The 25,503-nt window shown below is 66.2% G+C and carries 23 protein-coding genes; 5 read left to right on the forward strand and 18 right to left on the reverse strand.

Annotated elements, in window-relative coordinates; genetic code table 11:
* Window positions 1-5 precede the first annotated feature (5 nt).
* Both GC150_09160 and GC150_09165 read right to left on the reverse strand, forming a co-directional pair.
* The gene (locus GC150_09160) at window positions 6-527 is read right to left on the reverse strand and encodes a TRAP transporter small permease subunit (protein ID MBI1385064.1); all 522 of its coding nucleotides are present in this window, start codon (window positions 525-527) and stop codon (window positions 6-8) included.
* A 118-nt stretch (window positions 528-645) separates the two neighbouring features.
* Window positions 646-1,878, reverse strand: a complete 1,233-nt coding sequence (locus tag GC150_09165) for a DctP family TRAP transporter solute-binding subunit (GenBank protein MBI1385065.1) — start codon at window positions 1,876-1,878, stop codon at window positions 646-648.
* A 117-nt stretch (window positions 1,879-1,995) separates the two neighbouring features.
* Here GC150_09165 and GC150_09170 point away from each other — a divergent pair, with 117 nt between their 5' ends.
* Window positions 1,996-3,165, forward strand: coding sequence for an alpha-hydroxy-acid oxidizing protein (locus tag GC150_09170; protein ID MBI1385066.1), 1,170 nt, complete (start codon window positions 1,996-1,998; stop codon window positions 3,163-3,165).
* Between the two features lie 18 nt (window positions 3,166-3,183).
* Here the strand turns inward: GC150_09170 and GC150_09175 are convergent, their stop codons facing one another.
* The 8 genes from GC150_09175 to GC150_09210 form a co-directional block, all read right to left on the reverse strand.
* On the reverse strand, window positions 3,184-4,080 hold the full coding sequence (locus GC150_09175; protein MBI1385067.1) for a LysR family transcriptional regulator: 897 nt from the start codon (window positions 4,078-4,080) through the stop codon (window positions 3,184-3,186).
* A gap of 91 nt (window positions 4,081-4,171) precedes the next feature.
* A complete protein-coding gene (locus GC150_09180) occupies window positions 4,172-5,446 on the reverse strand; it encodes an FAD-dependent oxidoreductase (protein ID MBI1385068.1) in 1,275 nt (424 codons plus the stop codon).
* A 13-nt stretch (window positions 5,447-5,459) separates the two neighbouring features.
* A complete protein-coding gene (locus tag GC150_09185) occupies window positions 5,460-6,128 on the reverse strand; it encodes a haloacid dehalogenase type II (protein ID MBI1385069.1) in 669 nt (222 codons plus the stop codon).
* Window positions 6,129-6,345: 217 nt separating this feature from the next.
* Window positions 6,346-7,971: an ABC transporter substrate-binding protein gene (locus tag GC150_09190; GenBank protein ID MBI1385070.1), complete on the reverse strand. Its 1,626-nt coding sequence runs from the start codon at window positions 7,969-7,971 to the stop codon at window positions 6,346-6,348.
* Between the two features lie 182 nt (window positions 7,972-8,153).
* A complete protein-coding gene (locus GC150_09195; protein MBI1385071.1) occupies window positions 8,154-9,209 on the reverse strand; it encodes a peptidase M19 in 1,056 nt (351 codons plus the stop codon).
* A gap of 3 nt (window positions 9,210-9,212) precedes the next feature.
* Window positions 9,213-10,367, reverse strand: a complete 1,155-nt coding sequence (locus GC150_09200; protein MBI1385072.1) for an FAD-dependent oxidoreductase — start codon at window positions 10,365-10,367, stop codon at window positions 9,213-9,215.
* A complete protein-coding gene (locus tag GC150_09205) occupies window positions 10,364-11,746 on the reverse strand; it encodes an FAD/NAD(P)-binding oxidoreductase (GenBank protein MBI1385073.1) in 1,383 nt (460 codons plus the stop codon). The genes GC150_09200 and GC150_09205 overlap by 4 nt, the downstream gene beginning before the upstream one ends.
* The gene (locus GC150_09210) at window positions 11,728-12,048 is read right to left on the reverse strand and encodes a (2Fe-2S)-binding protein (GenBank protein ID MBI1385074.1); all 321 of its coding nucleotides are present in this window, start codon (window positions 12,046-12,048) and stop codon (window positions 11,728-11,730) included. Before GC150_09210 ends, GC150_09205 begins: the two co-directional genes overlap by 19 nt.
* A 236-nt stretch (window positions 12,049-12,284) precedes the next feature.
* Here GC150_09210 and GC150_09215 point away from each other — a divergent pair, with 236 nt between their 5' ends.
* Window positions 12,285-13,757 carry an aldehyde dehydrogenase family protein gene (locus GC150_09215; GenBank protein MBI1385075.1) on the forward strand — a complete coding sequence of 491 codons (1,473 nt, stop codon included), beginning with the start codon at window positions 12,285-12,287 and terminating at the stop codon, window positions 13,755-13,757.
* Between the two features lie 78 nt (window positions 13,758-13,835).
* On the opposite strand, the gene GC150_09220 is transcribed toward GC150_09215, so the two are convergent.
* The 8 genes from GC150_09220 to GC150_09255 all read right to left on the reverse strand — a co-directional run bounded on the left by GC150_09220 (window position 13,836) and on the right by GC150_09255 (window position 21,784).
* On the reverse strand, window positions 13,836-14,564 hold the full coding sequence (locus tag GC150_09220; GenBank protein ID MBI1385076.1) for an FCD domain-containing protein: 729 nt from the start codon (window positions 14,562-14,564) through the stop codon (window positions 13,836-13,838).
* Window positions 14,565-14,621: 57 nt separating this feature from the next.
* On the reverse strand, window positions 14,622-14,975 hold the full coding sequence (locus GC150_09225) for a cupin domain-containing protein (protein ID MBI1385077.1): 354 nt from the start codon (window positions 14,973-14,975) through the stop codon (window positions 14,622-14,624).
* Between the two features lie 184 nt (window positions 14,976-15,159).
* Entirely contained in the window at window positions 15,160-16,794 is a 1,635-nt protein-coding gene (locus tag GC150_09230) for a hypothetical protein (protein ID MBI1385078.1), read from the reverse strand.
* A gap of 113 nt (window positions 16,795-16,907) precedes the next feature.
* Window positions 16,908-17,696, reverse strand: coding sequence for an SDR family oxidoreductase (locus GC150_09235; protein MBI1385079.1), 789 nt, complete (start codon window positions 17,694-17,696; stop codon window positions 16,908-16,910).
* Between the two features lie 154 nt (window positions 17,697-17,850).
* Window positions 17,851-18,510 (reverse strand): hypothetical protein, encoded by a 660-nt coding sequence (locus GC150_09240; GenBank protein MBI1385080.1) that lies wholly within the window; start codon window positions 18,508-18,510, stop codon window positions 17,851-17,853.
* A gap of 84 nt (window positions 18,511-18,594) precedes the next feature.
* Window positions 18,595-19,908 (reverse strand): TRAP transporter large permease subunit, encoded by a 1,314-nt coding sequence (locus GC150_09245; GenBank protein ID MBI1385081.1) that lies wholly within the window; start codon window positions 19,906-19,908, stop codon window positions 18,595-18,597.
* 5 nt (window positions 19,909-19,913) lie between these two features.
* Window positions 19,914-20,429, reverse strand: a complete 516-nt coding sequence (locus GC150_09250) for a TRAP transporter small permease subunit (protein MBI1385082.1) — start codon at window positions 20,427-20,429, stop codon at window positions 19,914-19,916.
* 95 nt (window positions 20,430-20,524) lie between these two features.
* Window positions 20,525-21,784: a hypothetical protein gene (locus tag GC150_09255; protein MBI1385083.1), complete on the reverse strand. Its 1,260-nt coding sequence runs from the start codon at window positions 21,782-21,784 to the stop codon at window positions 20,525-20,527.
* Between GC150_09255 and GC150_09260 the strand changes: the two genes are divergently transcribed.
* The 3 genes from GC150_09260 to GC150_09270 are packed head-to-tail and all read left to right on the forward strand — an operon-like array spanning window position 21,769 to window position 25,462.
* Window positions 21,769-22,641 (forward strand): xanthine dehydrogenase family protein subunit M, encoded by an 873-nt coding sequence (locus GC150_09260; GenBank protein ID MBI1385084.1) that lies wholly within the window; start codon window positions 21,769-21,771, stop codon window positions 22,639-22,641. The two genes, GC150_09255 and GC150_09260, sit on opposite strands and share 16 nt — an antisense overlap.
* Window positions 22,638-23,132: a 2Fe-2S iron-sulfur cluster binding domain-containing protein gene (locus GC150_09265; protein ID MBI1385085.1), complete on the forward strand. Its 495-nt coding sequence runs from the start codon at window positions 22,638-22,640 to the stop codon at window positions 23,130-23,132. The genes GC150_09260 and GC150_09265 overlap by 4 nt, the downstream gene beginning before the upstream one ends.
* Complete coding sequence (locus GC150_09270; GenBank protein ID MBI1385086.1) at window positions 23,129-25,462, forward strand: molybdopterin-dependent oxidoreductase; 2,334 nt, start codon at window positions 23,129-23,131, stop codon at window positions 25,460-25,462. The genes GC150_09265 and GC150_09270 overlap by 4 nt, the downstream gene beginning before the upstream one ends.
* Window positions 25,463-25,503: the final 41 nt, after the last annotated feature.

The following is a 25,503-nucleotide window of genomic DNA, read 5'->3' on the forward strand; positions in this document are numbered from 1 at the left end:
GCTCTCTAGCCGAGCGGCTCGGTGTCGCGGGCACGCCGCGACGACTTGAAATCCTCGGCGGTCAGATCGCGAACGGCGAGCAGCGCCATGTTGAGAAGCATGAGAGCGGCGCCGACCGGAATTGCGAGGTAGGGCCAGAACCAGGAGATTTCGAGCGTCGCCGTCCGGCGGAACGCGCTGAACATCGCCTGATCGAGTCCCACCCAGAACAGCACGGCCAGCATGGCGGCGAGCAGCAGCCGAAAGAGCGCATTGCGGTAGCGCAGCGCGCGCTCCGGCCAGTACTTGTCGAAGAAATCGACCGCGATGAGCTGCTCGTCGCGGACCAGGAGGCTTCCGGCGAGCATCGTCACCCAGATCATGATGTATCGCGAGGCTTCTTCCGGCCACGGCAGCCCAGTGTTGAAGACGTAGCGCAGCACGACCTGGACGAAAAGGATCATCGCAACGACGAGCACGCCCAGTCTTGCCAGGATCTCGCTCGCGCTGGCGAGCAGCCCGGCCAGCCGGTGCGTCATTGCGAGCATTCATTCCCCCAACCGGTCGGATCAGCGGGCGGCCCCGATCGGCAGCCGCCCGGCAAATCCATGGCTCGAACGCGGTGCTCGCACGGTCGTGCGAGCCGGCCAGCAGTAGGCGCGCCCGCTACTGACCTTTTGCTTCCTCGATCGCGGCGACCAGACCATCGATCCAGCGCTGGTCGACCTTCTCGCGCATGATCGCCATGATCGGCTCACGCGTCGCCTCGACGAACTTCTGGAACTCCTCGGGCGTCGGCGAGTAGATCGTCACGCCGGCCGCGGCGATGGTCTTGAGGTCCTGCGATTCCTTGGCCGTGATGATGCCGAGCATGGCGAACGAGGCCTCGCTCGCGGCATACCGGAATGCCTTCTGGTCGGCCGGGCTGAGACCCTGGAAAAACTTCTCGTTGACGACGATCAGCGGCATGTTCAGCAGATGGCGGTCGAGCGTGTAGTACTTCTGGACCTGCTGCAGGTTCGCGAGAAGGAGGGTATAAGGCGCATTCTCCTGACCATCGACGACGCCGGTCTGCAGCGCGCCATAAAGCTCCGCCCAGGCGATCGGGGTCGCCGAGGCGCCGAGCGCCTTCACCATCTCGACGTGGATCGGAATGTTCTGGACGCGGATCTTGAGGCCCTTCATGTCCTCCGGCGTTCGGATCACACGGACATTGTTCGTAAAGCTGCGGAATGCGGACGGCAGATAGGAGAGAATGCGAATGCCGCTCTGAGCCGCGACCGCATCGGAAAGCTCCGAGCCGAAGCGCCCGTTCATCACCCGGCGTCCGACCTCGGTCGTCGGGAACATATAGGGCATCTCGAGCACCTGGATGCTCGGGAAATAGCTGCTGAGGTGACCGGCGCTGAGCCCCGCCGCCATCTGGATGGTGCCCCGGGAGGTCTGCTCGGCGAGGCTTTCGAGGTCGCCGAGCTGCTTGTTCGGAAAGACCTGCAGCGTATATCGCCCATTCGTCTCGTTCTCGAGCACGCGGCCGAAGACCTCGGTGAAGGCCCAGTAGGGGTTCTTCAGCAGATCACCCTCGGCCTCCGTGTGGCCGAGCTTGACGACTGTTTGGGCGATCGCCCCCGGAGCCGCAACCATGATCGACGCACCGAGCAGCGCGACCCCGGCGAGCCGTTGCAACAAAGAGGAGTGCAGCATCAATCTCATCCCTTCCACTTGATACTTACATTCGACGGATACGTGGTCCGGGCATTGCCGTGCCGCAGCCTGGCGACGAGCCCGGGTTGTTCGGAAATGTGTGCTGCGCCAGCGCACCCGGCAGGGCGCCAGCCATTGCGGAATGCAGCTCCCTCTGCTCCCGCTGAGCCATGATGCTACCGGCGCACCGGGCATCGATAGCCGAGCAATGCTGTGCCCGTAGGCATGACGATCGTTCCTGTATACAGTGCTGGACCCGGGCGCCGGATGTCAAGGAGTTGTCGCCCGCGAACGGAGAATTTCAGTCTGCCAATGGCCGCTCCCCTCAATTTCGACCAAGCCCGCGAACGCGCGCGCAGATGGCTGCCGCGCCTCGTCTTCGAATACATCGATCGGGGAACGGAGGACGAGATCAGCCTCGTCGACACCGCGGCATCCTGGGATGACGTCGCGCTGCGCCCGTCGGTGTTGGTCGACGTCTCGAAGCGCTCGGCGGCAGCCGAGATCCTCGGCTGCCGGGTTTCGTTTCCCCTGGTGATAGCGCCGACTGCCCTCGCCGGGCTGGTCTGGTACGATGGCGAGGTTGCATTGGCCCGCGCGGCGCACGCGGCAGGCGTTCCATTTTGCGTTGCAACACAGTCTGTCACCTCCATCGAGGAGATCGCCGACAGCAAAGCCCGACTCTGGCTCCAGCTCTACGTCTGGCGGGAACGCTCACGCACGTTCGCCTTTCTCGAGCGCGCCGCGGCGGCCGGCGCCGAAGTGCTCGTGCTCACCGTCGACACCCCCATCAGCCCGAAGCGCGAATACAACATCCGCAATGGCTTCAACGTTCCCTACGCGCCGACCGCCAGATCGATCGCCGATGCATTGATGCACCCGCGCTGGCTCGTCTCGGTCCTGCTGCGGCACATCCTGGCGAAGGGATTTCCGACCTACGGCCATTATCCCTCCGAGTTCAGGTCGAAGGCGGGCCGCGAGCGACTCGGCACGGAGATGGCGCTCGACGATCGAGTGAACTGGTCGGATGTCGCGGAACTCCGCCGGCGCTGGCAAGGTCCACTCGTTCTCAAAGGGATATTGTCGCTCGAGGACGCGCGGCTCGCCGTCCGCGCCGGCTGCGACGGCATCGTCGTCTCCAATCACGGAGCGCGAAATCTCGATGCGGCACCGACGCCCGTCGAGGTTCTGCCCGAGATCGCCGACGCGGTCGGCGATCAGCTCACCGTACTCGCCGACAGCGGCATCCGCCGGGGGAGCCATATCGCGCGCGCGCTCGCCCTCGGAGCCAAGGGCGTGCTGGCCGGCCGGGCGCCGCTCTACGGGCTCGCCTGCGGGGGAGAGGCGGGGGCACGCAACATCCTCGCGGTCCTGCGTGACGAACTCGAGCGCACGATGGCGGGTGTCGGCGTCACCGATGTCGCTGGCCTCGCCGGTCGGGCGATGCGCTCGCGCCAGTCCCGGTCACCCCTGGAGAAATGAACGACGCGAAACGAGCGCTCAGCCCTTCGCGTGACGCAGCGCCCGCGCGGCAGCTTCGAGATCATCCTTGAACTCGTTCGCAAATCGCGAGCTCGGCAGCGCCAGGCTGGTCGTCAGCACCACCTCCATCTCGACGCGCGGGCGAAACGGCAGGACGACGAAATCGCCGAAGTTGCGCCACGGCATGAGACCGTCGACGAGGGCGACGCCGAGACCCCGGGCAACGAACAGCGCCGCGGCAATCGACATGGTGATCTCGAATTGCGGCTCGTGGCGCAGCCCTGCCTCGCGAAAGACGCGATCGAGGAGGCGCCCCATCAACGGCTGGGAGCCATAACTGATCATGCTGACACCCTCGAAGTCCTGCGGACCGAGGAACGCCCGCCCGGCGAGGGCATGCTCGCGATGCATCACCGCGACGATCTCCGTGCGGTCGATGACCGTACAGCGCACCTGCGGCTCGGCGATCGCGGCGAGCGTAAGGCCCATGTCGACATCACCGATGAGGATCCGTTCGGCGATCTCCTCGGCCGGCAACGTGTGCACGACGATGCGAGCGCCGGGGTTGCGCCGGTGGAATTGCTCGATGGCGTGCGGCAGGAGGGCAAATGCGGGCGGGGCACTGGAGGCGATACGCAGAAGTCCTACCTGCTTGTCGCGGATCCGGTCGGAAAAACCTTTGAGAACCTCGACTTCGCGGAAGATCCGGTCGGCATCGCGAAACAGCAGCTCCGCCTCGGCGGTGGCGACGAGCCGTCCACCGATGCGGTCGAAGAGACGGTAGCCGATGCGGGCCTCGAAATGGCGCAGCACCTTGCTGATGGCGGGCTGGGAGACGTGCAGGGCCTCGGCCGCGGCTGTCAGCGAGCCGTGCCGCATGATCGCCCGAAAGACTTCGAGGTGTCGCAGGTTCATGGGCCGATCATAACCTCGGCTTGGAGGCGACGGAACCGCCGCGAACGCAGAGCCAAGCGCATCCCGCGTGCCACGATCCGCCCGCCGCGCCTCACTCGTAGAGGTCGCGCATCCGGTACCACGCGCCGACAAGCGGGAGGAACCAGGGCTTGCCGAGATGCCCCGGAACCGCCGGCCAGGCAAGGTCACGCCAGGGATTCGCAGCGGGATCGCCCGCCATCACCCGGGCCATCGCCTCGCCCATGTATACGGACATCTGCACACCGTGACCGCTATAGCCCATCGCGAAATGGATGCCCTCGCGCTCGCCCGCCCGGGGCAGCCGGTCGGCCGTCATGTCGAGGAGACCGCCCCAGCAGTAGTCGATGCGGGTATCCCGCAGCTGCGGGAAGATCGCGCGCATCGCGCGCTCGAGGATGACGCCGCTGCTGGCATCCGAAGTCGGGTTCGAGATCGCAAACCGGGCGCGACCGCCGAACACGAGACGGTTGTCGGCCGTAAGACGGAAATAATTCCCGATGTGCTTGGTGGTCACGAACGTCCGGTTGCCGGGAGCGATCTCGCGGGCGAGGGCATCGGAAAGCGGCGCCGTGGCGACGATGAAGCTGCCGACCTGCACGATGCGACGACGGAAATAATCGAAGGGTCGGGTCGTCTGAGCCCCCGTCGCAAGGAGGACGGCCCCGCATGAAATCCGCGCCTTGCCGGCCTCCACGATCATGCGCGCGCCATCGCGGCGCACTTGGCTCACCGGAGTGTTCTCGTAGATCCGCGCACCCCGGCGGCTCGCTGCCTCGGCAAGCCCGACCCCGAACCGCCCGACGTGGAGCATGGCGCTGCGCCGATAGAGGAGGCCGCCGTGATAGACCCTCGAGCCGATCTCGGCCTCGAGGTCGGAACGCATCAGGAAGGCGGTATCGGGGTCGATCTCCCGGGCGAGGAACGCCTGCAACCGCTCGAGTCCGCCGGCATGGCCGGGCTTGGCGGCCAGCTTCAGCTTGCCCGAGCGGCGGAAATCGCAGTCGATCCCCTCTTCGCCGACGATCGCCGCGACACGCTCGACGCCATCGTCGAAGGCGCGGTAGAGGGCGCGGGTGCGCTCGAGCCCGAAACGGTCGACGAGCGCCGAGGCATCGTGCGCAAGCCCGTTGTTGCAGTGCCCGCCGTTCCGGCCGGAGGCGGCCGAGACGACACCTGCCGCCTCGAGCACGACCACATCGGCCCCCGTCTTCGCCAACGCGAGCGCGGCCGAAAGCCCTGTGAACCCGCCGCCGATCACGACCACATCGGCCCGCGACGGCGGCTCGCCCTGCGCCCCACCCGCGAACGCCGGCGCCGTCTCGAGCCAGTAGGACGCCAGCTTCATCGCTTTGCCTTCCTCAGAGGCCGACGACACCCGGCAAACCACCGAGGTCGGCCATCTCGTGATAGCCGAAGGCCGGCACCGAGGGCTCGTAACCACGGTTCACGTAGACCTTGTTGCGCACCCCGAGCAGCGCGGCCGCCATGATGTCGTATCGTATGCTCGAGGAGACGTGCAGAATATCCTCCGGCCCGCAACCGAGTTCGTCGAACATGTATTCGAACGCCTTGAACCGCGGCTTGTAAGCGCGGGCCTGCTGGGCGGTGAGCACGCGGTGGAACGGCGCGCCGAGCTTTTCCACATTCGAGCCGAGTTGATTGTCACTGGCGTTCGACAGGATGACGAGCGGATATTCCCGGGCGACGCGGGCGAGCGGAGCGGGCACGTCCGGGTGCGGGCCCCAGGTCGGCACGGCGTCGTAGAACGCGGTGCCCTCGTCCTCCACGTAGTCGATCCCCCATCGTTCGCAGACGCGCCGCGTGGCGGTTCTGATCACGTCGCCGTATGGCTTCCAGTCGCCCAGGACCTCGTCGTATCGATAGGACGAAAAATCGGCGATGAAAGCATCCATGCGCTCGGGAGCGACGCGGTCGGCATAAACCTCGCGCGCCATCGCGCTCATCTGGAACCACGTCAGTGTTCCGTAGCAGTCGAAAGTGATGAACTTGGGCCGCAAGCTGCTCATGGGTCGTTCCCTGTTATGCCTTCAGGTCTGGTGGCAAGCGCGGCGCGGCGGCACCCTGGCCGCAAACGCCATCAATTGCAATCGTCTTCGGCGGTAGCGCCAAGCGCATCGTGACCCGCCGAAAGCCGGCGCCGTCGCGGCCGACCTCGCGGATCGAGCGGGCAGGGGGCGGCGGCGCGCTGCGCCGCCGGCCACGTTGCCCCGGCTCGATCCCGGGTCAGGCGTCGAGCCAGGCGTACTCCGGCCACTCCATACCGCCGAACGGGGCCAGAGGAACCTTGGGGAATCCCTTGAGCCGCTTCGACTTTCCATCGATGTAGGCCGAATGGCTCGGAATGAGCGAACCGGCCCCGTCGGAGACGATCTTCTGCATCTCGCAATGCATCTCTTTACGCTTGCCGGCGTCGAGTTCGGCACGCGACATCGCCAGGAGGGCATCGAGCCGATCGCTCTTGAAACGTGTTTCGTTCCACGGAGCGTCCGATTTGTAGGCGATGGTCATCATGATGTTGGCGCTCGGCCGCATGTTCCAGCTGCCGACGTGCAATGGCGACTTGAGCCATATCTTGCTCCAGTAGCCATCGTTCGGCACGCGGTTGACCTTGAGGTCGAGCCCCGCCTTGGCCGCCTCGCTCTGCAGGAGGAGCGCAACATCCATGATCCCGACGGCGACATCGGCGACATCGATGCTCGCCTGCGTGATGCCGGACTTCTTGAGGTGGAACTTGGCCTTGTCGAGGTCGTAGGGCCGTATCACCTGGTCGCCGCAGTAGTCGGCACCATAGGCGGCACCCACTGCATGGTCGTTGCCGATCGAGCCGCGGCCCTTCTGGATGGCCTCGAGGACGCGGTCCCGGCGCTGCAGATATTTCATTCCCATGACGAAGTCGGGATTGTTGCCCGGCTCCATGTCGAGGCGGATATTGTAGGTGTTGCAGGCCCCCGACGGCACGATGAACATCTCGGCCCCGTCCGAGGCCTCGACTTGCCCGATCGCCTTGGGGTCGATCGTGCCGGCCATGTCGACGTCCCCCGTCAGCAGTGCATTTACGCGGGCGGCGGCGTCCGTGATGCCGAACACCTCGATGCGATCGAGATAAGGTCCTCCTTCCGTTCCCCAGTAGCCGTCGAAGCGCGAGTGGATCGAGCGCACGCCGGGCGAGAAATCATCGACCTTGTAGGGACCTGTGCCGATCGGCTTGGAGAAATCGCTGGTGCCGTCCTTGACGATCCTGAAATGGAAGGTCGCAAGGACGACCGGCAATTCGGAGTTCGGCGCGCTCAGCACCGCGCGAACGGTCCGCGCGTCGACCTTCACCCACTCCTTGACGCCGGAAACGAGCACTTTGGCCTTCGATTTGGTCTCCGCACCGAGGTGCCGCGTCATCGAATAGATGACATCCTCGGCGGTGAGCTTGGAGCCATCGTGCCAGGTGACGCCGTCGCGCAGGCGGAACGTCCATTCCGTGGCATCGGCGTTCGACGTGAACTCCTCGGCCAGCTCCGGACGCACGGTCAGATCCTCGTTGAAGCGGCAGAGATTGTTGTAGGTGAGGCGTCCACGACCGTAGTCGATCGTGTTGGTGTTGAGGATCGGGTCGAAGGTGTCGGATGGGCCATGCTGGGACCAGGCGAAGCGGATCGACCCACCCTTCTTCGGTGTCCCGGCGACCGCCTCGCGCGCCAGCGTTATCATCCCGCCGGCAAATCCGAGGCTCGCGCCGGCCGCCGTCAGCATGCCGAGCAGCTCACGCCGCGTCGCGCCACGGCGGATGGCCTCCTCGATCCTCGACTGGTCGTGCCGGCTCACCAGCCTCTTGAACTCCTCGTCACGGTCGAACATCTGTCTTTCCTCTCCTTATGCGGGATCGGGGATGTCCCCTTTCCGTTCCGCCCCGAATCGCGAGGCGTCCATCTCGGTCCTTCTCGGCGCCATCGGGACAGGGGTCCTCGGCTGCGCCGTCGCTCTTTCCAGCGGGAACCTGTTCAAATGACTTGCAACCACTCCAACTGATCGAATTGCCCTCAGCCGCAGAACCGGCGGAAGGCCGCCAGCCAGTTGCCTCCCATGATCGCGGCGACCTGCTCGCGGTCATACCCACGGGCCAAAAGCCCCTCGGTGAGATTGGCGAGCTTGGCCACCGTTTCGACCCCGACCGGGTAGGACTGGCGGCCGAACGACGACAGCGGGCCGAAGATATCCGGGCGCAGGGTGCGCCAGCGCACGACACTCGGCGGCGCGATCACATTCGTCTGCTCCTGGTATTTCTCCACGTAGTCCATGCCGATCCCGACCCGTCCAATTCCGGCGACACGAACCAGATGATCGACATGATCGAGGAGATCGGCGAGCGTCGGGGTGCCGTCGGAAAGCGATTGCGGCAGCCCGCACACCCCGATCACCCCGCCCTTGGCGGCCATCGCCGCAACTGTCGCATCCTCGGTGTTGCGCCCGTTGGGACGAAAGTCCGAGGCATTGGAATGCGTGCAGACAGGCGCGCGCGCGCGTTCCGTCGTCTCGGCGCGGGTGCGATGGCCGCAGTGCGAAAGGTCGATCATCAGCGGCAAACCGTCGGCGAGCGCCACGAGATCCTCTCCGAGGTAGGTGAGCCCCGCGTCTCGCTTTTCTCCGCAACCGTCACCGAAGGCATTCGCGGTCGTATAGGCGAGGCCGAAAATCCGCAGCCCCATCCGCACCATGAACTCGAGCCGCCAGAGCTGGTCGTCGAGCATTGTCGCACCCTGAGTGCCGATGACGACACCGAGCCGTCCCTCGGACTGGGCACGCAGCATGTCGTCCGCCGTGAGGCATAGGCGAAGATACGGACTCTTTTCGATGCGCGTGAGATTGGTCTCGAAGTTCCGCAGCACCGTATTCCAGTCCTCTTCGAGAGCGAACGTCACGTTGGTGGCGTTGACCCCGCCCGAGAGCACACGCTCGGCATACTTGTCCTCGAGGACATAGCCGATCGACAGCGCATCGAAGACGAAAATCCCGTCATGGAGCCTTTTCGTTTCTTCACTGGCCTCGATCGCCGACGGGCGAACTGCGGTCGTCTGCGCCATGTTGCTTCCTCGCATGGATCAACTGTCACTGTCCTGCAGGCCGCCATTCGGCGCGAACCTGCTGATGGAGAAGGGTTCGATCGGCGTCGTCGTCTCGCCGCGGTCGATCAGCTCGGCCATGACGTCACCAACCCCGGGGCCGAGCTGGAAGCCATGACCGCAGAAGCCGAACGCGTAGTAGAGCCCCGAAACCCGCGCGCTCGGCCCCATGATCGGAATGTCGTCCGGAAGATATCCCTCGATCCCGCTCCAGGTGCGGATGATGTGCGCGTTCGCCAGAGCCGGAACGATGCGTCGGATCTGCCGCACCTGGCTCTCGAGCCGTTCGGGAAGCGCATAGGCACGCCGCGTCCCGGGATCGGCAGGGCCGCGATCGCCACCGCCGAAGACGATGCTGCCGCGCTTGACCTGGCGCAGATAGAGGCCTTCCTCCGTCACCTTGGTGCAAACCCCGATGACGGGCTCGATGCGGTAGGGCAGCGGCTCGGTCACCGCCATCTGCGGTCCCCGGGCGACGAGGTCGACGGGCTCGCCGAAGCGCGCCGAGAGCCGCCCGGCCCACGCCCCCGCCGAGATCATCGCGACAGGAGCGCGAAAAATCCTCCCGTCCGTGGCGACGGCCTCGAAATCCTCTCCGACCTTCTGGATCTCGGCGACCTCGGTCGCCTCCAGGACATGGGCGCCGGCGCGCACGGCCGCGCGTGCGAATGCCGGGGCTGCGAGACGCGGATTTGCGTGTCCGTCATGAGGCGAGTAGGAGCCGGCGATCGCCTCGGAGGTCAGGAAGGGAAAGCGGCTGCGCAGCGCATTCGCGCTCATCAGCTCGAGATCGAGACCGTAGGGCCGCGCATCCTCGGCGTACTGCTCGAGAACACCGAGGCTTTCCCGATTGTAGCAAATGCGGATATGTCCGCTCGCCAGGAACTCGGCGTCCTCCCCGATGAGCGAGGGCAGACGGCCCCAGATTTCGCGCGAGCGGTTGGCGAGCGGGAGCTGGGGAAGGAAGCGCCCTTGCCGGCGCACGTTGCCGAAATTCACTCCACTCGCCTGCTGGCCGATCATCCCCTGCTCGAGCAGCAGAACGGAGCGACCGCGGCGCGCGAGGAAGAACGCGGTCGCGGCCCCCATCAGCCCGCCGCCGACGATCATGACGTCCGCTGCGAGCGGCTTCATGACGCCCCCTCCTCGGTCCGACCGATGGCGAGCGCGAGCGGTTTCACCGGCGCCTGGGCCCGCAGCCGCCCGACCTGCTCGATTCCGATGCCCGCGCTCGCCGCGATGACCTCCGCGGCGGCATGACCGCAATAGCGGCCCTGACAGCGGCCCATCCCGACGCGGCTGAAGGCCTTGGCCCGGTTGACCTCGGAGCCACCCTTGACCGAGACGGCCTCGCGCAGTTCGCCGACCGTCACGCTCTCGCAGCGGCAGAGCACCGTGTCGTCGGACAGCTCTCTCGCGAGATGCGCCGGCCAGGGAAAGGCGGTTGCAAGGCCGTCGCGGAAACGGACATGGCGGGTAAGCGCACGGCGCAGCCGCGCCATCTCCCCTTGTGGCACGGCCCGCCCGCAGTCCGCGAGCACGGCGAGCCCGGCGAGACGACCCGACAGTTCGGCTCCGTCCGCACCGACGAGGCGCGCACCATCGCCGGCCAGATAGACCCCAGGGACGCTGCTCCGCCCATCGCCATCCAGCACCGGCATGAACTGTCGGGTGGTGGCATCGAAGCGCAGTTCGCAGCGCGCAAGGTCGGCCAGCTCGAGCGAGGGGCGCAGATGATACCCCATCGCGACGGCATCGCACGCGACAGTACGCTCGCGCCCGTAGTCGCAAGCGTAGCGCACGCCCGAAACGCCATCCGCGTCGCTTCCCTCGATTTCGAGGGGCGTGATGCCGGCACGCAGCTCAACTCCTGCGGCCCGCAGGTCGCGCACGAGCGAGCGTCCACGGGCCAGCACATCCGGCCGCGCGAGGAGACGGGGCAGGCCGCGCAAGCGGTCCGTCGTCGCAGCGCTGTCGAGCACGGCGGCCACCTCGGCGCCCGCCTTCATGTACTGCCAGGCGACCAGATAGAGCAGCGGCCCCGTTCCCATGAAGACGAGCCGGCGGCCGATCGAAACCGCTTGCGATTTCAATGCGATCTGCGCACCGCCAAGGGTGAAGACGCCGGCCCGTTCCCAGCCATCGACCGGCATCAACCGATCCGTGGCTCCAGCGGCGATGATGAGACGATCGAACGCCAGGACGCTCGAACGATCGCCCGAGGCGAGATGGACACGATTGTCCCAAAGCCCCCAAGCGACCGTGTCGGGCCGGTAGTCGACTCGCCCCGCTATCGCCTCGAATGCCGCGTGCAGTCCTGCGGCCTTGGCGGCATCGGCGCCGTAGACGTCGACCGGATCGCGCGAAAAGCCCGTTGGTTGGCGGCGATAGATCTGTCCCCCGTCCCGCCCTTCGTCGATCACGGTCGGGATCAGCCCGCCTGCCAGCAACGTCTCGGCGGCCCGCACTCCCGCCGGGCCAGTACCGACGATGACTACGCGAGGGTCGGCCATCGGTCCTCCGGAGCTTCGGTCAAAACCTCGATCCCCGCGGCCACCGGCGTCGTGCAGGCCCGCAGCCGCTCGCCCTGACGCGTCCACACCCAGCAATCCTGGCACGCGCCCATCAGGCAGAAGCCAGCCCGCCGCACGCCCGGCGCTCCGGTCGCACGCACCGAACTGGCGTTCATCAACACGGCAACGAGGAGTGTATCGCCAGCCAGGGCACTGGCCGGTCGACCGTCGATGGTGAATGCGACGGTCGCACGATCGGTTTCAGCAAGTCGCACGAAGCGACCAGAGCCCGGGCCCGACATGGCACCTGCCTCCTTGTGACGGCTCTATCGGTTCCATGGGAGCGCCCGAGGCGCCAATGTTTTCTGTTTGGTCAGACCAAACTTATGGTTATGCCACGGCAAACCAGCCGCCGGCCGGCGGCTGGCCGCCACCCGGGGCGGCATCGGCACTTGCGGGCCGAGGCGGTGCGCGGGTATCGACGAGGGGGCAGTGGTATCGCCAAAGGGCGATCCGTCGGGCATTGCGGAGGAAAACAATGATGGATTTCGATCCCGATGCGCTGGACATTCCGGCCGGGCACTACATCGACGCCGCGCGCGTTGCCGCGCCGGACGCACTCGATGTGCGGCGCCCGAGCGACGGGCGAGCCTACGGCAGACTTGCGCTCGCCGACGAGGCAATGGTGGCAAGGGCCGCCGAAAGCGCCCGCCGCGCCTTTCGCCGCGGCACATGGTCGAGGATCGCCCCGCGCGAGCGCGGCCGCGTCATGCGTCGCTGGGCCGACCTGATCGAGCGCGACGCGATCGCGGTCGCACGCCTCGAGGCCGTCGGCTCGACCCGCCTGATCAGGGAGGTCATCGGCTGGGACGTACCGCACGTCGCCGATATCATCCGCTTCTATGGGGAACTGGTCGACAAGCATGGCGGAGAGGTGAAAGCGACCGCTTCGCGGCACCTCGGCATGACCGTCGCCGAGCCTTACGGTGTCGTCGCGGCGATCGCACCCTGGAATTACCCTCTTGTCATTGCCGCCTGGAAGGTGGCCCCGGCGATCGCGGCTGGAAACGCCGTGATCCTGAAGCCGTCGGAGATGACGCCCTACACGGCGATCCGGCTCGCGGAACTGGCGGCGGAGGCAGGACTTCCGCAGGGCATCTTCAATGTCGTTCAGGGAGACGGGCCGACCACGGGCGAGGCACTCGTGCGCCATTGCGACGTCGGCAAGGTGACGTTCACTGGCTCCACGGCAGCCGGCGCCCGGATCATGGCCCTTGCCGCCGGACATGGACTGAAACCCGTGACGCTCGAGCTCGGCGGAAAATCACCACAGCTCGTTCTCGCCGACGCCGATCTCGCCCTCGCCTCGCGGTCCATCGCCCGCTCCATCCTCTCCAACGCCGGTCAGGTCTGCGTTGCCGGATCGCGCCTCGTCGCCGATCGCAGCATCGCTGATGATCTCATCGAACGGCTCGTTGCAGCCATGAGCCAGATCGCACCCGGACCGACATGGCACGGTGCGACGAATTATTCACCCATCGTTTCGCGCCGGCAACTGGATCGCATCGACCGCCTGGTGAGGGAATCGATCGACAGCGGAGCCGAGGCCGTCATCGGTGGACGCACTCTTGCGGGACATGGCGACGGCTGCTTCTTTTCCCCGACGATCCTGACGGGTGTGAAGGCGGAAAGCGTTGCGGTACGCGAGGAGGTGTTCGGACCGGTGCTCACGGTCGAGACATTCGAGAGCCTCGAGGAAGGCGTCGCGCTCGCGGCTCATCCGGACTACGGGCTCGCGGCCGGCGTCTACACGCGCGACATATCGAAGGCGCTCGGCGCGATGCGCGATATCGAAGCGGGAACTGTCTGGATCAACCGGTACGGACGCAGCGACGATCTCGCCATACCGACCGGCGGCTTCAAGCGCAGCGGTTTCGGCAAGGACCTCGGGCGGGAAGCCTTCGAGGCGAACCTCCGGTTCAAGAGCGTCCTGATCGATATCGCACCCTGATCGGGCGGCGGCGCCCGGTACTGCCTTGCCCGTTACCTCGCCCACCATGCGAAGCCGGGTGGCGGACGTGGTGCAAGCCTAGCGCCGGTTCTTGGCCTCGAGCGCGAGAAGCACGTCGGCCGTCGAGCCCGCGAGCAGGTCGACATGTTCGCGCATTACGCGGTGGGCATCCTCCTCGGCACCCGATGCGATCGCCTCGACGATCCGCCAATGCTCCTCGGCCGAGCGCACCATGCGCCGGGGCTGAAAACTGATGTGGCGCCGGTAGACGTTGATCCGGTTGCGCAATTTCACCGCTTCTCCCTGCAGGTAGGAATTGCGGGCACCGGCGTAAATGACATCGTGAAAAAGATTGTTGGCAGTGAAGAACCCCTCGTGATCGCTGCTGCGCGCCAGCTCTTCGCACTGGCGGTTGTATCGCCGCATCTCCTCGATCTCGGCCTCCGTCACGCGCCGCGCACAGAGCCGGCAGCAGAGGCCCTCCAGCTCCGCCATGACCGTGAACATCTCGACGATTTCCGTCGTCGTCAGGCTCCGGACGGTCGCCCCGTGGTTGCGCCGGATTTCGACCAGCCCGCTCGAAGCAAGGTGCCTGAGAGCCTCGCGGACGGGCGTGCGCGATACCGAAAAGCGCCGCGCCAGCGCCTGCTCGTCGAGCCGGTCGCCGGGCTTGAGGACATTGCCGAGGATATCGTCCTCGAGCGCCTGCACGAGACTTCCCGCGGCGTTTCCCGCCACCCTCGCGGCATTGGCGGGCCGTTCGCTCTCCGGCCCGCGCACGGCCTTCTTCCTCGTTGGCGTGCTCATTCACCCTCCTCGGCGGTCTCGGCCACGGCCTGCCGGCACCGGCCGCGCATCCGGCGGTCACACCGGCCTGACGCCACTCGAATGGTCGACGGTGATGACCAGGCAGGTGCTCTCCCGGTCGCTCTCGTTGAGTGTGTAGTGCGGATCGCCCGGCGCGAAAAGCACCGCCTCGCCACGCCTCAATGTGAAGCGCTCCGCACCCGTGTCGAAGGTCAACTCACCGTCGGCCACGTAGAAGACCTGCGACCAGTGATCATGATGGTGCAGTTCGCCCCCGCCACCCGGCGGCGCCTTGGAGACCTGCACGGAGAACTGGCTCCCCGCGAGCGGCACGATGTCGAGCACGTTGAGCCCGCCGAAGTGATTGGGTGGCGTGATGCCGGTCTTGTGGCCGTCCTTCCAGATTTTCATGTTCTTTCCCTTTCCGCCCGGCGGTGTTCCGGTGTCGACACTTGCGTCCCATTCGCTGCGAACTCGAGCGCGGGTGTCGGAACCGAAGAAAGACGAGCAACCCTATGATACGAGCCTAAGCTATCGACCCGGCATTTGATTGTGTCGCCAACCGCGACCGGGCACCGGAGTCCGTGACGCGACACTAGGAAATGAATTTCATGTAGGGGCTGATGACGGAGCGCACCGCGACCTGCACGAGCGCGGGCTTGCCGCTGGCGATCGCCTCACCGATGGCCGATGCGATTTCGCTCTCGTTGTTGCAGACATACCCCTTGCAGCCGAGCCCCTCGGCCACCTTCGCCCAGTCGCGACGCGGCAGCCCCATCTCGTAGGTCGTGCCGTATCGCATTTCCTGCGGCAATGCGATGGCACCCCACAACTCGTCGTCGAGCACGACGATCACGAACGGTCGTCCATGTCGCTCCGCGGTATCGAGTTCGGTGACGTGAAAGCCGACGCCCCCGTCGCCGACGAAGACGATGACAGGCGCACCCGGTCGAGCGAACGCGGCACCCGCGCCATAGGGCACTTCGGCTCCGAGCGCTCCCGATTGACCGGCTCGCAGGTACTGCCCTGGCGCGCGAATGCGAAGCCGTGCATCCGCCCAGAAATCGACGTTGCCGTGCGACGTCACGTAGATCGTATCGTCGGGCGCGGCGGTGACAACGGCATCCACGGCCGCGACCGGATGGAGCGCGCCGCCATTGTTCTCCACCAGCTGGCTGGCCCGCTCCGCGCGCCAGCTCGCGAGCATGCCATCCACCCAGTCGCGATCGACGGCACCGGGCGCGGCGGCGAGAAAATGCTCGACCACACTCGCCGGAGAGGCCGGGATGGCGAGTTCGGCCCTCCTGTTGCGGTGCAGCAGTTCCGGGTCCGAGGCGATCTGCGTGACCCGTGTTGCGCGCCCGAGCTTGTCGCCGAACTCGAGATCGAATTCGAAGTGATGGCCGATGAGGAACACACCGTCCGCCTCGGCGAGCGCACGCCGCAGCGTCTCGTTGCACGGACTGTAGCCCGGCCCCATCCAGAACGGATGGTGCTCGTCGACGATACCGCGCGCGAGCCGCAGCGTGACGAACGGCATTTGATGACGCTCGATCACCTCTCGCCATCCGGCACCGCCATCCCAGAACGTCTCGTCACCGAGCAGCAACAGCGGTCTTCGCGCCGCCGCGATCTCTCCGGCAAGGCTCGCGACGTCGGCGGGCCGGGGACCCGGACGCGGCACGAGACACGGCGGCCCCGATCGCCCGACCGCCGTCGTCAGCGTCGCAGCCATGATGTCGGAGGGAATTTCGAGGAAGACGGGCCCAGGCCGTCCGGCCCACATTTTCCGCCAGGCGATGTCGAGATATTCCCCGATGCGGTTCACGTCGAGCACCCGCGCCGACCATTTCGTCACGTTCGCGACCATTGGCAGCACATCGTGCGACATACCGGCGCCGCGCTCGAAGCTGCGTGTGGCGGCCTGTGCGGCGATGATGATCAGCGGGGTTCCAGCAAGTGTGGCGACGAGCGCGGGCGTGAGCGTGTTCGTCGCCCCCGGCCCGAGCGTGACGACCGCGACACCCGGCTTTCCGGTGACCCTAGAGGCGGCCTCGGCCATGAAACAGGCCGCCGCCTCGTGGCGCACGTGGACGAGCGGGAGACCAAGCTCGGCGCAGGCGCGATAAACGGGATTTATCGGTCCGCCAGAAACGGAAAAGACGTGCCCGATGCCCGCCTCCTTGAGCCAGCCGACGACCGCGGCACCACCGTCGTAATTCTGCGGCATGTCGTTCTCCGTTCCAATTCGAGTCTGCCGGCACCGTCGGCACCACCGTGTTCCGGTCCCGACGTTTGGCACCGATACGGCTGGTGTCGGAACCGAGCGTCGGATGCGCTATGCTAGTAAGCGCGGGATTTTCCGCCATCGAGCGCGATCGCTGTCCCTGTCACGAAGCGTCCGCGCGGAGAAGCGAGCAGCGCGACCATCGCGCCGAAATCGGCCGGATCGCCGAACGTGCCGACCGGCACCTCCTCGAGCCAGATACCCTCCGCCGTCGCCCGATCGACCCCCTCGCGCGCCATGGTCGCCGCGATCAGGTCCTCCATGCGGTCCGTCTTGAACGGCCCGGGACAGAGGCAGTTCACGGTGACGCCATCGCCCGCGAGTTCGATAGAAAGGGATTTTGCGAGCCCGACCATGGCCAGCCGCAGCGAATCCGACAGCACCATGTTCGGCTGTACGATCTTCACGCCGACGGTGGTGATGAAAATGATCCGGCCACTGCCGGAGCTGATGAGGTGCGGGACGGCGAGGTGACAGAGGTCGACCATGGCGAGCAGCGTTTCGTCGAGCGCCGCTTGCCAGCGCGCCCGGGTCATCTCGCTGAAGGGCCCGCTCGGCGGACCGCCCGTGTTGCCGATGAATACATCGATACCGCCGAACGTCCGGGCCGCCTCGGCCACCGCCGGCGCGAATGTGCTCGGATCGGAGAGGTCCATGGTGACAGCCGCGGCATCGGCGGCCCCGGCCGCGCGCAGTTCGCCGACGAGGCGCGCGAGGCGATCCGGATCGCGGCCCGCAACGCAGACCGCGGCCCCTTCCGCCGCGAGCGCGAGCGCACTGGCCCGCCCGAGGCCCCGCGTGGCGGCGGTCACGAGGACCCTTCTATCGCGCAATCCGAAATCCATCGAACATCCCGTTCCGAACCGCCGCCTTCACCCTGCCCGGTAGCACCGGCGCAAATCCAAGTCAAACTTCGAGGATAATAAAAAGCGTCACATTCATCCTGTTGAACGAAAACCGGTTTCGGGAGCGCGAATGACACCACACCCCGCAACCGCTTCACCTCCCGTTGCCTCCTCCAGGCGATCCGGCATCGCCCCTGCGAGCCCCCGTTCGCTCGCGCCCGAACGCCTTAGCGAACCAGTTCTTGATAATCGCCCAGAGCAATCCGAACGCATTGAGTTCACCTCCACTGCCCACCCCCCGCTGGAGACCCGAGGTTTCGGCTGCCATCGAACGATCCTGCGCACCGACCTCCTGCGTGTCGGCTGCGAGCCGCGCCTCGACGTTGCCGGCGAAATCCTCCACCAGCTTGGCTGCAACGGCTTCCACGATGCCCCCGCGCGCGAATTGGGCAAGCGCACCGGTCAGCGCATAGTCCACGTTCACCAGCACTCTCGTCGCGCGGCCCCCGTCCGCTTCCTCGAGCGTATAGCGCATGCTGCCGCGAGCCCGCGAGCCCTGGCTGCGGTCGACGCCGGTTCCTTTTATCAGACCGACATGGCGCTCCTCGTCGGCTTCGATGTCGCACTCGCCGGCAAAGCTCGCCCTGACTGGCCCGAGCTTGACCGTCATCGTCGCCTTGACGTGATCGCCAACGGGCGGCTCGGCGAGGCCGGCGCCCGGCAGACACTCGACCACCGTCGCGACATCCTGAAAGAGCGCCCAGACCCGTGCACGCGGCTGCTGCACGACGAACTCCTGCTTCAGCTCCGCCATCGTTTGCGTTTCACTCCTGGTTCGCTCGTCTTCCGGACCCCGCCGACAGCCGCGGGACCTGTCTGCCGTTGGGCGCTCCGTCCGTCAATTCATCAGCCCCGGCAGCCAGAGAACGAGCGGTGGATAGAAGATCATCAACGCCATCAGGACGAGGTTGATCGCGATGAACGGCAACGCCGCCTTGTAAATGTCGATGATGGTGACGCCACTTGGCGCGATTCCCTTCATGACGAAGAGGGAAAGCCCGAATGGGGGCGTTATCGTTGCCATCTCGAGGTTGAGCATCATGACCGTTCCGAACCAGATCGGATCCCAGCCCATCGCCTTGATGATGGGAAGAAAAATCGGCATCGTCACGAGCACGATCGAGGTCTGCTCGAGGAACATGCCGAGGATGATCACGACCAACTGCATCAGTATGAAGAGCACGATCGGGTCCACGGGGAGCCCGGTCGCGAGTTTGGTCACCGCCGAGGTAACACCCGAGAAACTGAGCAGCTGGCTGAACGCGGCCGAGCCGGTCAGGATGATCATCACCATAACGGAAAGGGCCGTCGCCGAACCGATGCCGGTGCGCAGCACCTGCCAGTTGAGGCGGCCGTATAGCCCCGCGAGCACGAAAGTGAGAAATGTGCCGATGGCCGCGGCCTCCGTCGGCGTCGCCACCCCGAAGAAGATCGAAAGGATGACGAAGACGATGATCGAGACCGGTGGCAGCAGGTGCACGAAAGTCTCGCGAAGGCGTTGGCCCATCGGCACCTCGGGCACCTCGTAGGCAGGCGCCAGCTCCGGATTGAGCGTGCACCTGACGAGAATGTACGTCGCATACATCACCGCGAGCATCAGACCCGGGACGATGATCGCGATCAGTATCTTGGCGACCGAGAACCCGCCGAGGCTCGCAAGCACGATGGCCAGCGTGCTTGGAGGGATGAGAATGGCGAGACTGCCACTCGCCAGGATCGGCCCGATCGACATCGACTTGGCATAGGCCCGCTTTTTCATCTCCGGCAGGAGGGTCGAGCCGAGGATCGCGACGCTGCCCATTGCCACGCCCGTCAGCGCCCCGAGCACCGCCCCTGTCAGGATCGCGAGAACCGCGAGGCGCCCGGCGATGAAGCCTATCCAATGGTCGAGCACCTCGATCATCTTCCTGGCGATGCCCGAATGGAACATGATCGCGCCCATCAGCACGAACATCGGGATCGGCACCAGCACGAAGGTCGAGATCGAGCTTTCTATGCTGAGGATGATCTGATTGAGACCCGAAACGCCGCCCCAGAAATAATAGACCCCGACGACGTTGACGACGAGGAAAGCGAAGGCCACCGGCAGCCCCATGAGCAGCAGCACCGCGAGGCCGGAAAAGAATGCAAGCAGATGGATCCACCACTCCATGACGGTCACTGCTCGATGTGGGGGGGCGCGAGATGCGGCCCCTGGCCACACCACGCATCGCGCGCCCGGCGAAGGAACTCGATGCCCAGCAGGAAGCAGCCGATCGGTATGGGGATGAGCCCGATCCAGCGCGGCAGCTCGAGTTCGGTCGCCACCATCACCCCGCGTGCGATCGAGAGTTGCACGGCGCCCACCCCGAACCAGGCGACACAAAAGCAGATCGCGGCGCCGATGAGGGAACTCATGAAGATGAGCCCGCGCGTCCTGCCCCCGTGTGGATTGCCGATGAGGATGTCAACGCAGACATGTCCGTTGTTGCGCAGGACCCAGATGGCGCCGAGGAAGGTCATGTAGACCATCGCCGTTCCGCTCAACTGGTCGACGCCGATTATCCCCTCACCGAATAATCCTCGAAGCGCCACCTTGAAGACCGTGGCGAGCATCACCGCAATGAGCAAGACGGCGGCGACGACGGCGAGCAGATCCACGATCCGATCATAGATCCTTTCAACGATCCGCATGATACGCTGTTCCCCTCCCCCTCGCGGGACCGTCGCCGGTGGTGACCGCGGCCGCGGGCTGGTTGCCCGCGGCAGCAACTTGCGTTGTCCGCCAGCTATTTGATCTCGAGGATGCGGGCGACGGTCTCGACCTGTTCAGGCGTCATGATGCCCTTGTAGTAGGTCCAGAGCGCACTGCGCGCGACCTCGTTCCACTTGGCGGCAGCCTCGTCGGAGAGCGTGATGAATTCCATCCCGCCTTCGCGCATCAGCTTCATCTGCTCCTGCTCGTTCTTGAGGAACCAGTCCTGGGCGAAGGTTTGCGCCTCGACGACCGCCGCAAGAAGGATGTCCTGGACTTCCTTGGAGAGGGAATCCCACTTGGCGAGGTTCATGGCGAGCCCGGCCCCGCTGCGGTACATCGGACGGTTCACCAGGTACTTGGTCACCGTCTGCCAGCCGTTGCGGGTGTATCCGTCGGCAACCGGCCAGGTGAATCCGTCGACCGTGCCACGGTCGATCGCAAGGAAGATATCGGCAGGCGGCAGGGTGATCGGCTCGGCGCCGGAGGCCTGGACGAAGTGGCGCAGGAGTGGTGCGACGCGCACCTTCTTGCCACGCAGATCGTCGATCGAGGCGACCGGGAACTTCGTCGAGAGGAAATGTGTGCCGACACCGACATCCGCGGCCGCGTGCGCAAGATAGCGAACGCCCTTCTTGGCGAAGAGATCGACGAGATACTGGTACATCTCGTGACCGGGACCACCGTCGGCGATCTTCATCGACGACATCTCGGTGACGTCGCCCCCAGGCACCACGCCCGCCCAGTAGTTCGGCGCGCCGTACCAGACGTCGAACACGCCGTTGACGAGCGCTTCGGGCTGGTCGAACGTCGGGATGACGTCGGAGTGGCCGATGTACTTGATCTCCACCTTGCCGGCGCCGAGCCTGTTCACGGCCTGCATGAATTGATTGCCGATCTCGGCGGTCGGTGAGGGGCCGATCGGGAAGGACCCGATCATCCGCAGCGTAACCGTTTCCGCGAAGGCCGCCGTGGCGCTGCCGGCAACGACGGCGACAGCCAGAGCCCGCAGGGCGTTCCTAGCCAATATCCTCATTCCATCCTCCATTCGTTCCTCCCCGATGAAGACGGGCGAACCGCGGCTCCGACCAACCCGAGCAGGGCGCCGGCGCGGAGGACAGCCTAGAACGCCCTCGCGGCTTGTGTCTACAATGCATTTATCATTGCATACAAAACGAGCGCTGACTAACTTCGTCTGGCGCACAATCGGGCACCGGGCATATTCCTGGGAGGCCTGATCCCGCGCGCAGGGGATCGGGCGACCGGACGGGAACCAGCATGAGGCCAGCGCCATTCGCCTACCATCGGGCAACCAGCCTCGAGCACGCACTCGCGCTCCTGGCAGAGCACGGCGAGGATGGCCGGCCACTGGCGGGCGGACAGAGCCTCGTTGCCATGATGAACCTCCGGCTTGCCCGCCCCCGTCACCTCGTCGACATCAATGATCTCCCCCTCGAGGGCATCGAGCAGGTGGGTGACGTGATCCGGATCGGTGCGCTGGTGCGCCACGAGCGCTACCTGCGGGACGACCTCGTTGCCCGATATTTCCCCGTTATCCGGGAAGGAGTCGCCTGCATCGGCCATCCGACCATCAGACGCAACGGCACGACCGGCGGCAGCCTCTCGCACGCCGACCCGAGCGCCGAACTCCCACTCCTTGCCCGTTTGCACGATGCCACGATCGTTGCCGCCTCCCTGCGTGGGACACGCCGCATCGCCAGCGCGGATTTTTTCCGCGGCGCTTATGAGACCGCCCTCGAGCCCGGCGAGATGCTGACCCACGTCGAATTCACGCTGCCCAACTCGCGACCCTTCGGCGCTTTCCTCGAGATGAGCGAGCGGCGCGGCGATTTCGCGATCGCCGCCGTTGCGGTGGTGATGGAAGAAGAGGCCGGCACCATTCGAAAAATCGCCATTGCCTGTTCGGGAGCATCGCAGATTCCGATCCGCGCGCCGGGCCTCGAGGCAGCGCTCGCCGGCCAGTCGGTCACCGCGCTCGCCGTTGCCGGGAGCGCGATCGATGCGTTCACCGCAACCCTCGCGCCGCCCGGTGACATCGTTGCAACGAGTGACCACAGGCGGAGGCTGATCGCGGCGCTGCTCGCACGCGCGCTCGCCTCGGCCGGCGAACGCACGAGGGAGGGACGATGATCGAGATCACGCTCGTCGTGAACGGTGACCGGCGCAGCCTCAGGGTCGAGGCGAGGCGTCTCCTCGCCGATGTCCTGCGCGAGGAATTCGACCTTGCCGGCGTCCACATCGGCTGTGCCCAGGGCTCCTGCGGCTGCTGCACGGTCCATGTCGACGGCGTGCCACGGCTGTCCTGCCTGACCTTCGCCGTCCAGTGCGACGGGAAGTCGGTCCGAACCGTGGAGGATATCGGGGGCCCGGCGGCGGAGCACGCCTTGCAGCAGGCGTTTCGCCGCGCGCATGCTCTCCAGTGCGGCTATTGCACCCCCGGCTTCATCATGACGCTCGCGCCCTTCGTCGAGGCCATGGCGACCGAGAACCGCTTGCCCGACGAGAATGAAATCCGCGATGCGATGAGCGGGAACATCTGCCGCTGCACCGGCTATCAGGGGATTGTCGAGGCGGTTCGCCAGGCGATCGCCGAACGGATAGGAACTGGAGCACCAGCATGACCACGGCCGCCGATCGCCCGAGACACGTCGGCGCACGCGTCGAGCGCATCGAGGACACGCGCCTCCTCTCCGGTGGCGCACGCTATATCGACGACATCCGCCTTGCCCGCATGCTGCACCTGCGCTTCGTGCGCGCGGAGATGGCCCACGCCCGCATCCTCGGCATCGACATCGGCGCGCTCGGCGATCTCCAACACCCGACACGCGTCTTCACCGGTGCCGACATCGGCGGGCTCGCCATCAAGGCGCACCAGGACGTACCCGAGTTCCAGTATTCCGAGCAGCCGCTGCTCGCCCGGGACCGCGTGCGCTTCGTCGGCGAACCGGTGGCCGCCGTCCTCGCCGACGATCCCTACATCGCCGAGGATGCCGCCGAACTCGTGTTCGTCGATTACGATCCCCTCGAGGTCGTGGCCTCCATGGAGGCCGCGCTCGATCCGGCCAGCCCGCCGCTATTCGATGGCTGGAATGGCAACGTCTTCGTCGAGCGCCAGATGAAGGGAGGCGATATCGAAAGGGCCCGCGCCGCCGCCGCCCACATCATCCGCCGCACGTATTCGACGCACCGCCAGGCCGGCGTGCCCATGGAGGGGCGCGGCGTCGTCGCCCGCTACGATCCCGCCGACCGCTTCCTCACCGTCTGGTCCTCGACACAAATCCCCCACCTCGTGCGTACTTACATTGCCGAGGAACTCGGCTTCCCCGAACAGCGCCTCCGGGTCGTGGCCCCGGACGTCGGTGGCGGCTTCGGCGTCAAGGGACAGGTCTTTTCCGAGGAAGTGCTTGTCGCCTGGCTCGCGCTCGAGACCGGGCGGCCGGTGAAATGGATCGAGGATCGCCGCGAGCATCTCCTCGCCAGCATCCACGCCCGCGACCACCGCCACACGCTCGAGGCCTACGTCGCCGCGGACGGGCGCATCCTCGGGCTGAAGGCCGATATCAGCGTCGACGTCGGCGCCTATTCGACCTTCCCCTTCACGGCGGCGGGCGATCCCGGCATGGCGGCCAAGGTCATGCCGGGCCCCTACGACTTCCAGCACTACGAGGCGACGTTCCGCGCCCTCGCGACCAACAAATGCCCGATCGGCACCTATCGCGGTGTCGGCCGGCCGTCGGCGGTCTTTGCCCAGGAACGCCTGATGGACGACATCGCCGATGAACTCGGCATCGATCCAATCGAGCTCCGGCTGCGCAACGTCGTGCGTGTTTTTCCGTACACCAACGCGCTCGGCTTCACCTACGACCCCGGCTCCTATGCCGAGTGCCTCGAAAAGGCGCGCGAACTTCTCGCCGACGACATCGCCGAGGCAGCCAGCCTCAGGGGGCACCCCGAGCGCAGGGTCGGCGTCGGCATCGCGTGCTTCATCGAACAGAGCGCCCACGGCACGCCCGACTTCACGCGCCGCCGCGTGCCCATCGAAACCGGCTACATCGCCGCCCGGGTCGCGATGACACCGGATGGTGGCGCCGTCGTCGACATCGGCCTGCAGAGTCATGGCCAGGGCCACGAGACGGTGATGGCGCAAGTCGCCGCCGACGCCCTCGGCATCGCCCCAGGGGACGTTCACGTCCGTCACGGCGACACCCTCACCACCCCCTATTCGGTCGGCACGTGGGGCAGTCGCGGCGGCCCGCTCGGCGGCGGCGCGGTGCACGTCGCGGCGAGTGAAATCGCGGAAAAACTCCGCGCGATCGCTGCCCACCTCCTCCAGGCGTCCGAGCGGGAGATCACGCTCGGCGGCGGGCGCGCGTTCGTGACCGCCGCACCCGACCGTCACATTCCGATCGCGCGGCTCACGCGCGCCGCACTCCGTAACGTCGACCGGTTGCCTAAGGGCATGGCGCCCGGACTCGAGGCGCAATGCTCCCTCGATGGCCCGAGAGACGGAACCTATTCCAATGCGGTGCACGCCGCGGTCGTCGAGATCGAACTCGCAACCGCCAAGATGCGCCTCAAGCGCTTCATCGCCGTCGAGGATTGTGGACGCATCCTCAACCCGCTCGTTGTCGATGGTCAGGTGCGCGGCGGCATCGTGCAGGGCATCGGCTCGGCGATGTTCGAGCAGTTCGTCTACGACGAGGAGTGTCAGCCCCGCACGGTGACCTTCGCCGACTATCTGCTGCCGCTCGCGCCGGAGATCCCGACCATCGAGGTTCACCACATCGAAACGCCGACGCCGCTGACGCCGCTCGGCGCCAAGGGGCTCGGGGAGGGGGGTGCCATCGGGCCGGCGGCCGCCATCGCCAATGCGGTCGCCGATGCGCTCGAGGTGCCGGTGTCCTCGACCCCGCTCAACGCGGACGCGCTCTGGCGGCTGATCAACCGATGACACCCGCCGGGTGGCAAGGGCCCGGGAACGCAAGGCCGCAC

The sequence above is a fragment of the Hyphomicrobiales bacterium genome (assembly GCA_016125495.1).
In the GTDB taxonomy this organism is placed as follows: Bacteria; Pseudomonadota; Alphaproteobacteria; order Rhizobiales; family RI-29; genus RI-29.

What these genes read in the sequence shown, in the direction of transcription:
- GC150_09160 (MBI1385064.1), bottom strand. Translation starts at nt 527, where the DNA reads ATGCTCGCAATGACGCACCGGCTGGCCGGGCTGCTCGCCAGCGCGAGC.
- GC150_09165 (MBI1385065.1), bottom strand. Translation starts at nt 1,878, where the DNA reads ATGCCCGGTGCGCCGGTAGCATCATGGCTCAGCGGGAGCAGAGGGAGC.
- GC150_09170 (MBI1385066.1), top strand. Translation starts at nt 1,996, where the DNA reads ATGGCCGCTCCCCTCAATTTCGACCAAGCCCGCGAACGCGCGCGCAGA.
- GC150_09175 (MBI1385067.1), bottom strand. Translation starts at nt 4,080, where the DNA reads ATGAACCTGCGACACCTCGAAGTCTTTCGGGCGATCATGCGGCACGGC.
- GC150_09180 (MBI1385068.1), bottom strand. Translation starts at nt 5,446, where the DNA reads ATGAAGCTGGCGTCCTACTGGCTCGAGACGGCGCCGGCGTTCGCGGGT.
- GC150_09185 (MBI1385069.1), bottom strand. Translation starts at nt 6,128, where the DNA reads ATGAGCAGCTTGCGGCCCAAGTTCATCACTTTCGACTGCTACGGAACA.
- GC150_09190 (MBI1385070.1), bottom strand. Translation starts at nt 7,971, where the DNA reads ATGTTCGACCGTGACGAGGAGTTCAAGAGGCTGGTGAGCCGGCACGAC.
- GC150_09195 (MBI1385071.1), bottom strand. Translation starts at nt 9,209, where the DNA reads ATGCGAGGAAGCAACATGGCGCAGACGACCGCAGTTCGCCCGTCGGCG.
- GC150_09200 (MBI1385072.1), bottom strand. Translation starts at nt 10,367, where the DNA reads ATGAAGCCGCTCGCAGCGGACGTCATGATCGTCGGCGGCGGGCTGATG.
- GC150_09205 (MBI1385073.1), bottom strand. Translation starts at nt 11,746, where the DNA reads ATGGCCGACCCTCGCGTAGTCATCGTCGGTACTGGCCCGGCGGGAGTG.
- GC150_09210 (MBI1385074.1), bottom strand. Translation starts at nt 12,048, where the DNA reads ATGTCGGGCCCGGGCTCTGGTCGCTTCGTGCGACTTGCTGAAACCGAT.
- GC150_09215 (MBI1385075.1), top strand. Translation starts at nt 12,285, where the DNA reads ATGATGGATTTCGATCCCGATGCGCTGGACATTCCGGCCGGGCACTAC.
- GC150_09220 (MBI1385076.1), bottom strand. Translation starts at nt 14,564, where the DNA reads ATGAGCACGCCAACGAGGAAGAAGGCCGTGCGCGGGCCGGAGAGCGAA.
- GC150_09225 (MBI1385077.1), bottom strand. Translation starts at nt 14,975, where the DNA reads ATGAAAATCTGGAAGGACGGCCACAAGACCGGCATCACGCCACCCAAT.
- GC150_09230 (MBI1385078.1), bottom strand. Translation starts at nt 16,794, where the DNA reads ATGCCGCAGAATTACGACGGTGGTGCCGCGGTCGTCGGCTGGCTCAAG.
- GC150_09235 (MBI1385079.1), bottom strand. Translation starts at nt 17,696, where the DNA reads ATGGATTTCGGATTGCGCGATAGAAGGGTCCTCGTGACCGCCGCCACG.
- GC150_09240 (MBI1385080.1), bottom strand. Translation starts at nt 18,510, where the DNA reads ATGGCGGAGCTGAAGCAGGAGTTCGTCGTGCAGCAGCCGCGTGCACGG.
- GC150_09245 (MBI1385081.1), bottom strand. Translation starts at nt 19,908, where the DNA reads ATGGAGTGGTGGATCCATCTGCTTGCATTCTTTTCCGGCCTCGCGGTG.
- GC150_09250 (MBI1385082.1), bottom strand. Translation starts at nt 20,429, where the DNA reads ATGCGGATCGTTGAAAGGATCTATGATCGGATCGTGGATCTGCTCGCC.
- GC150_09260 (MBI1385084.1), top strand. Translation starts at nt 21,769, where the DNA reads ATGAGGCCAGCGCCATTCGCCTACCATCGGGCAACCAGCCTCGAGCAC.
- GC150_09255 (MBI1385083.1), bottom strand. Translation starts at nt 21,784, where the DNA reads ATGGCGCTGGCCTCATGCTGGTTCCCGTCCGGTCGCCCGATCCCCTGC.
- GC150_09265 (MBI1385085.1), top strand. Translation starts at nt 22,638, where the DNA reads ATGATCGAGATCACGCTCGTCGTGAACGGTGACCGGCGCAGCCTCAGG.
- GC150_09270 (MBI1385086.1), top strand. Translation starts at nt 23,129, where the DNA reads ATGACCACGGCCGCCGATCGCCCGAGACACGTCGGCGCACGCGTCGAG.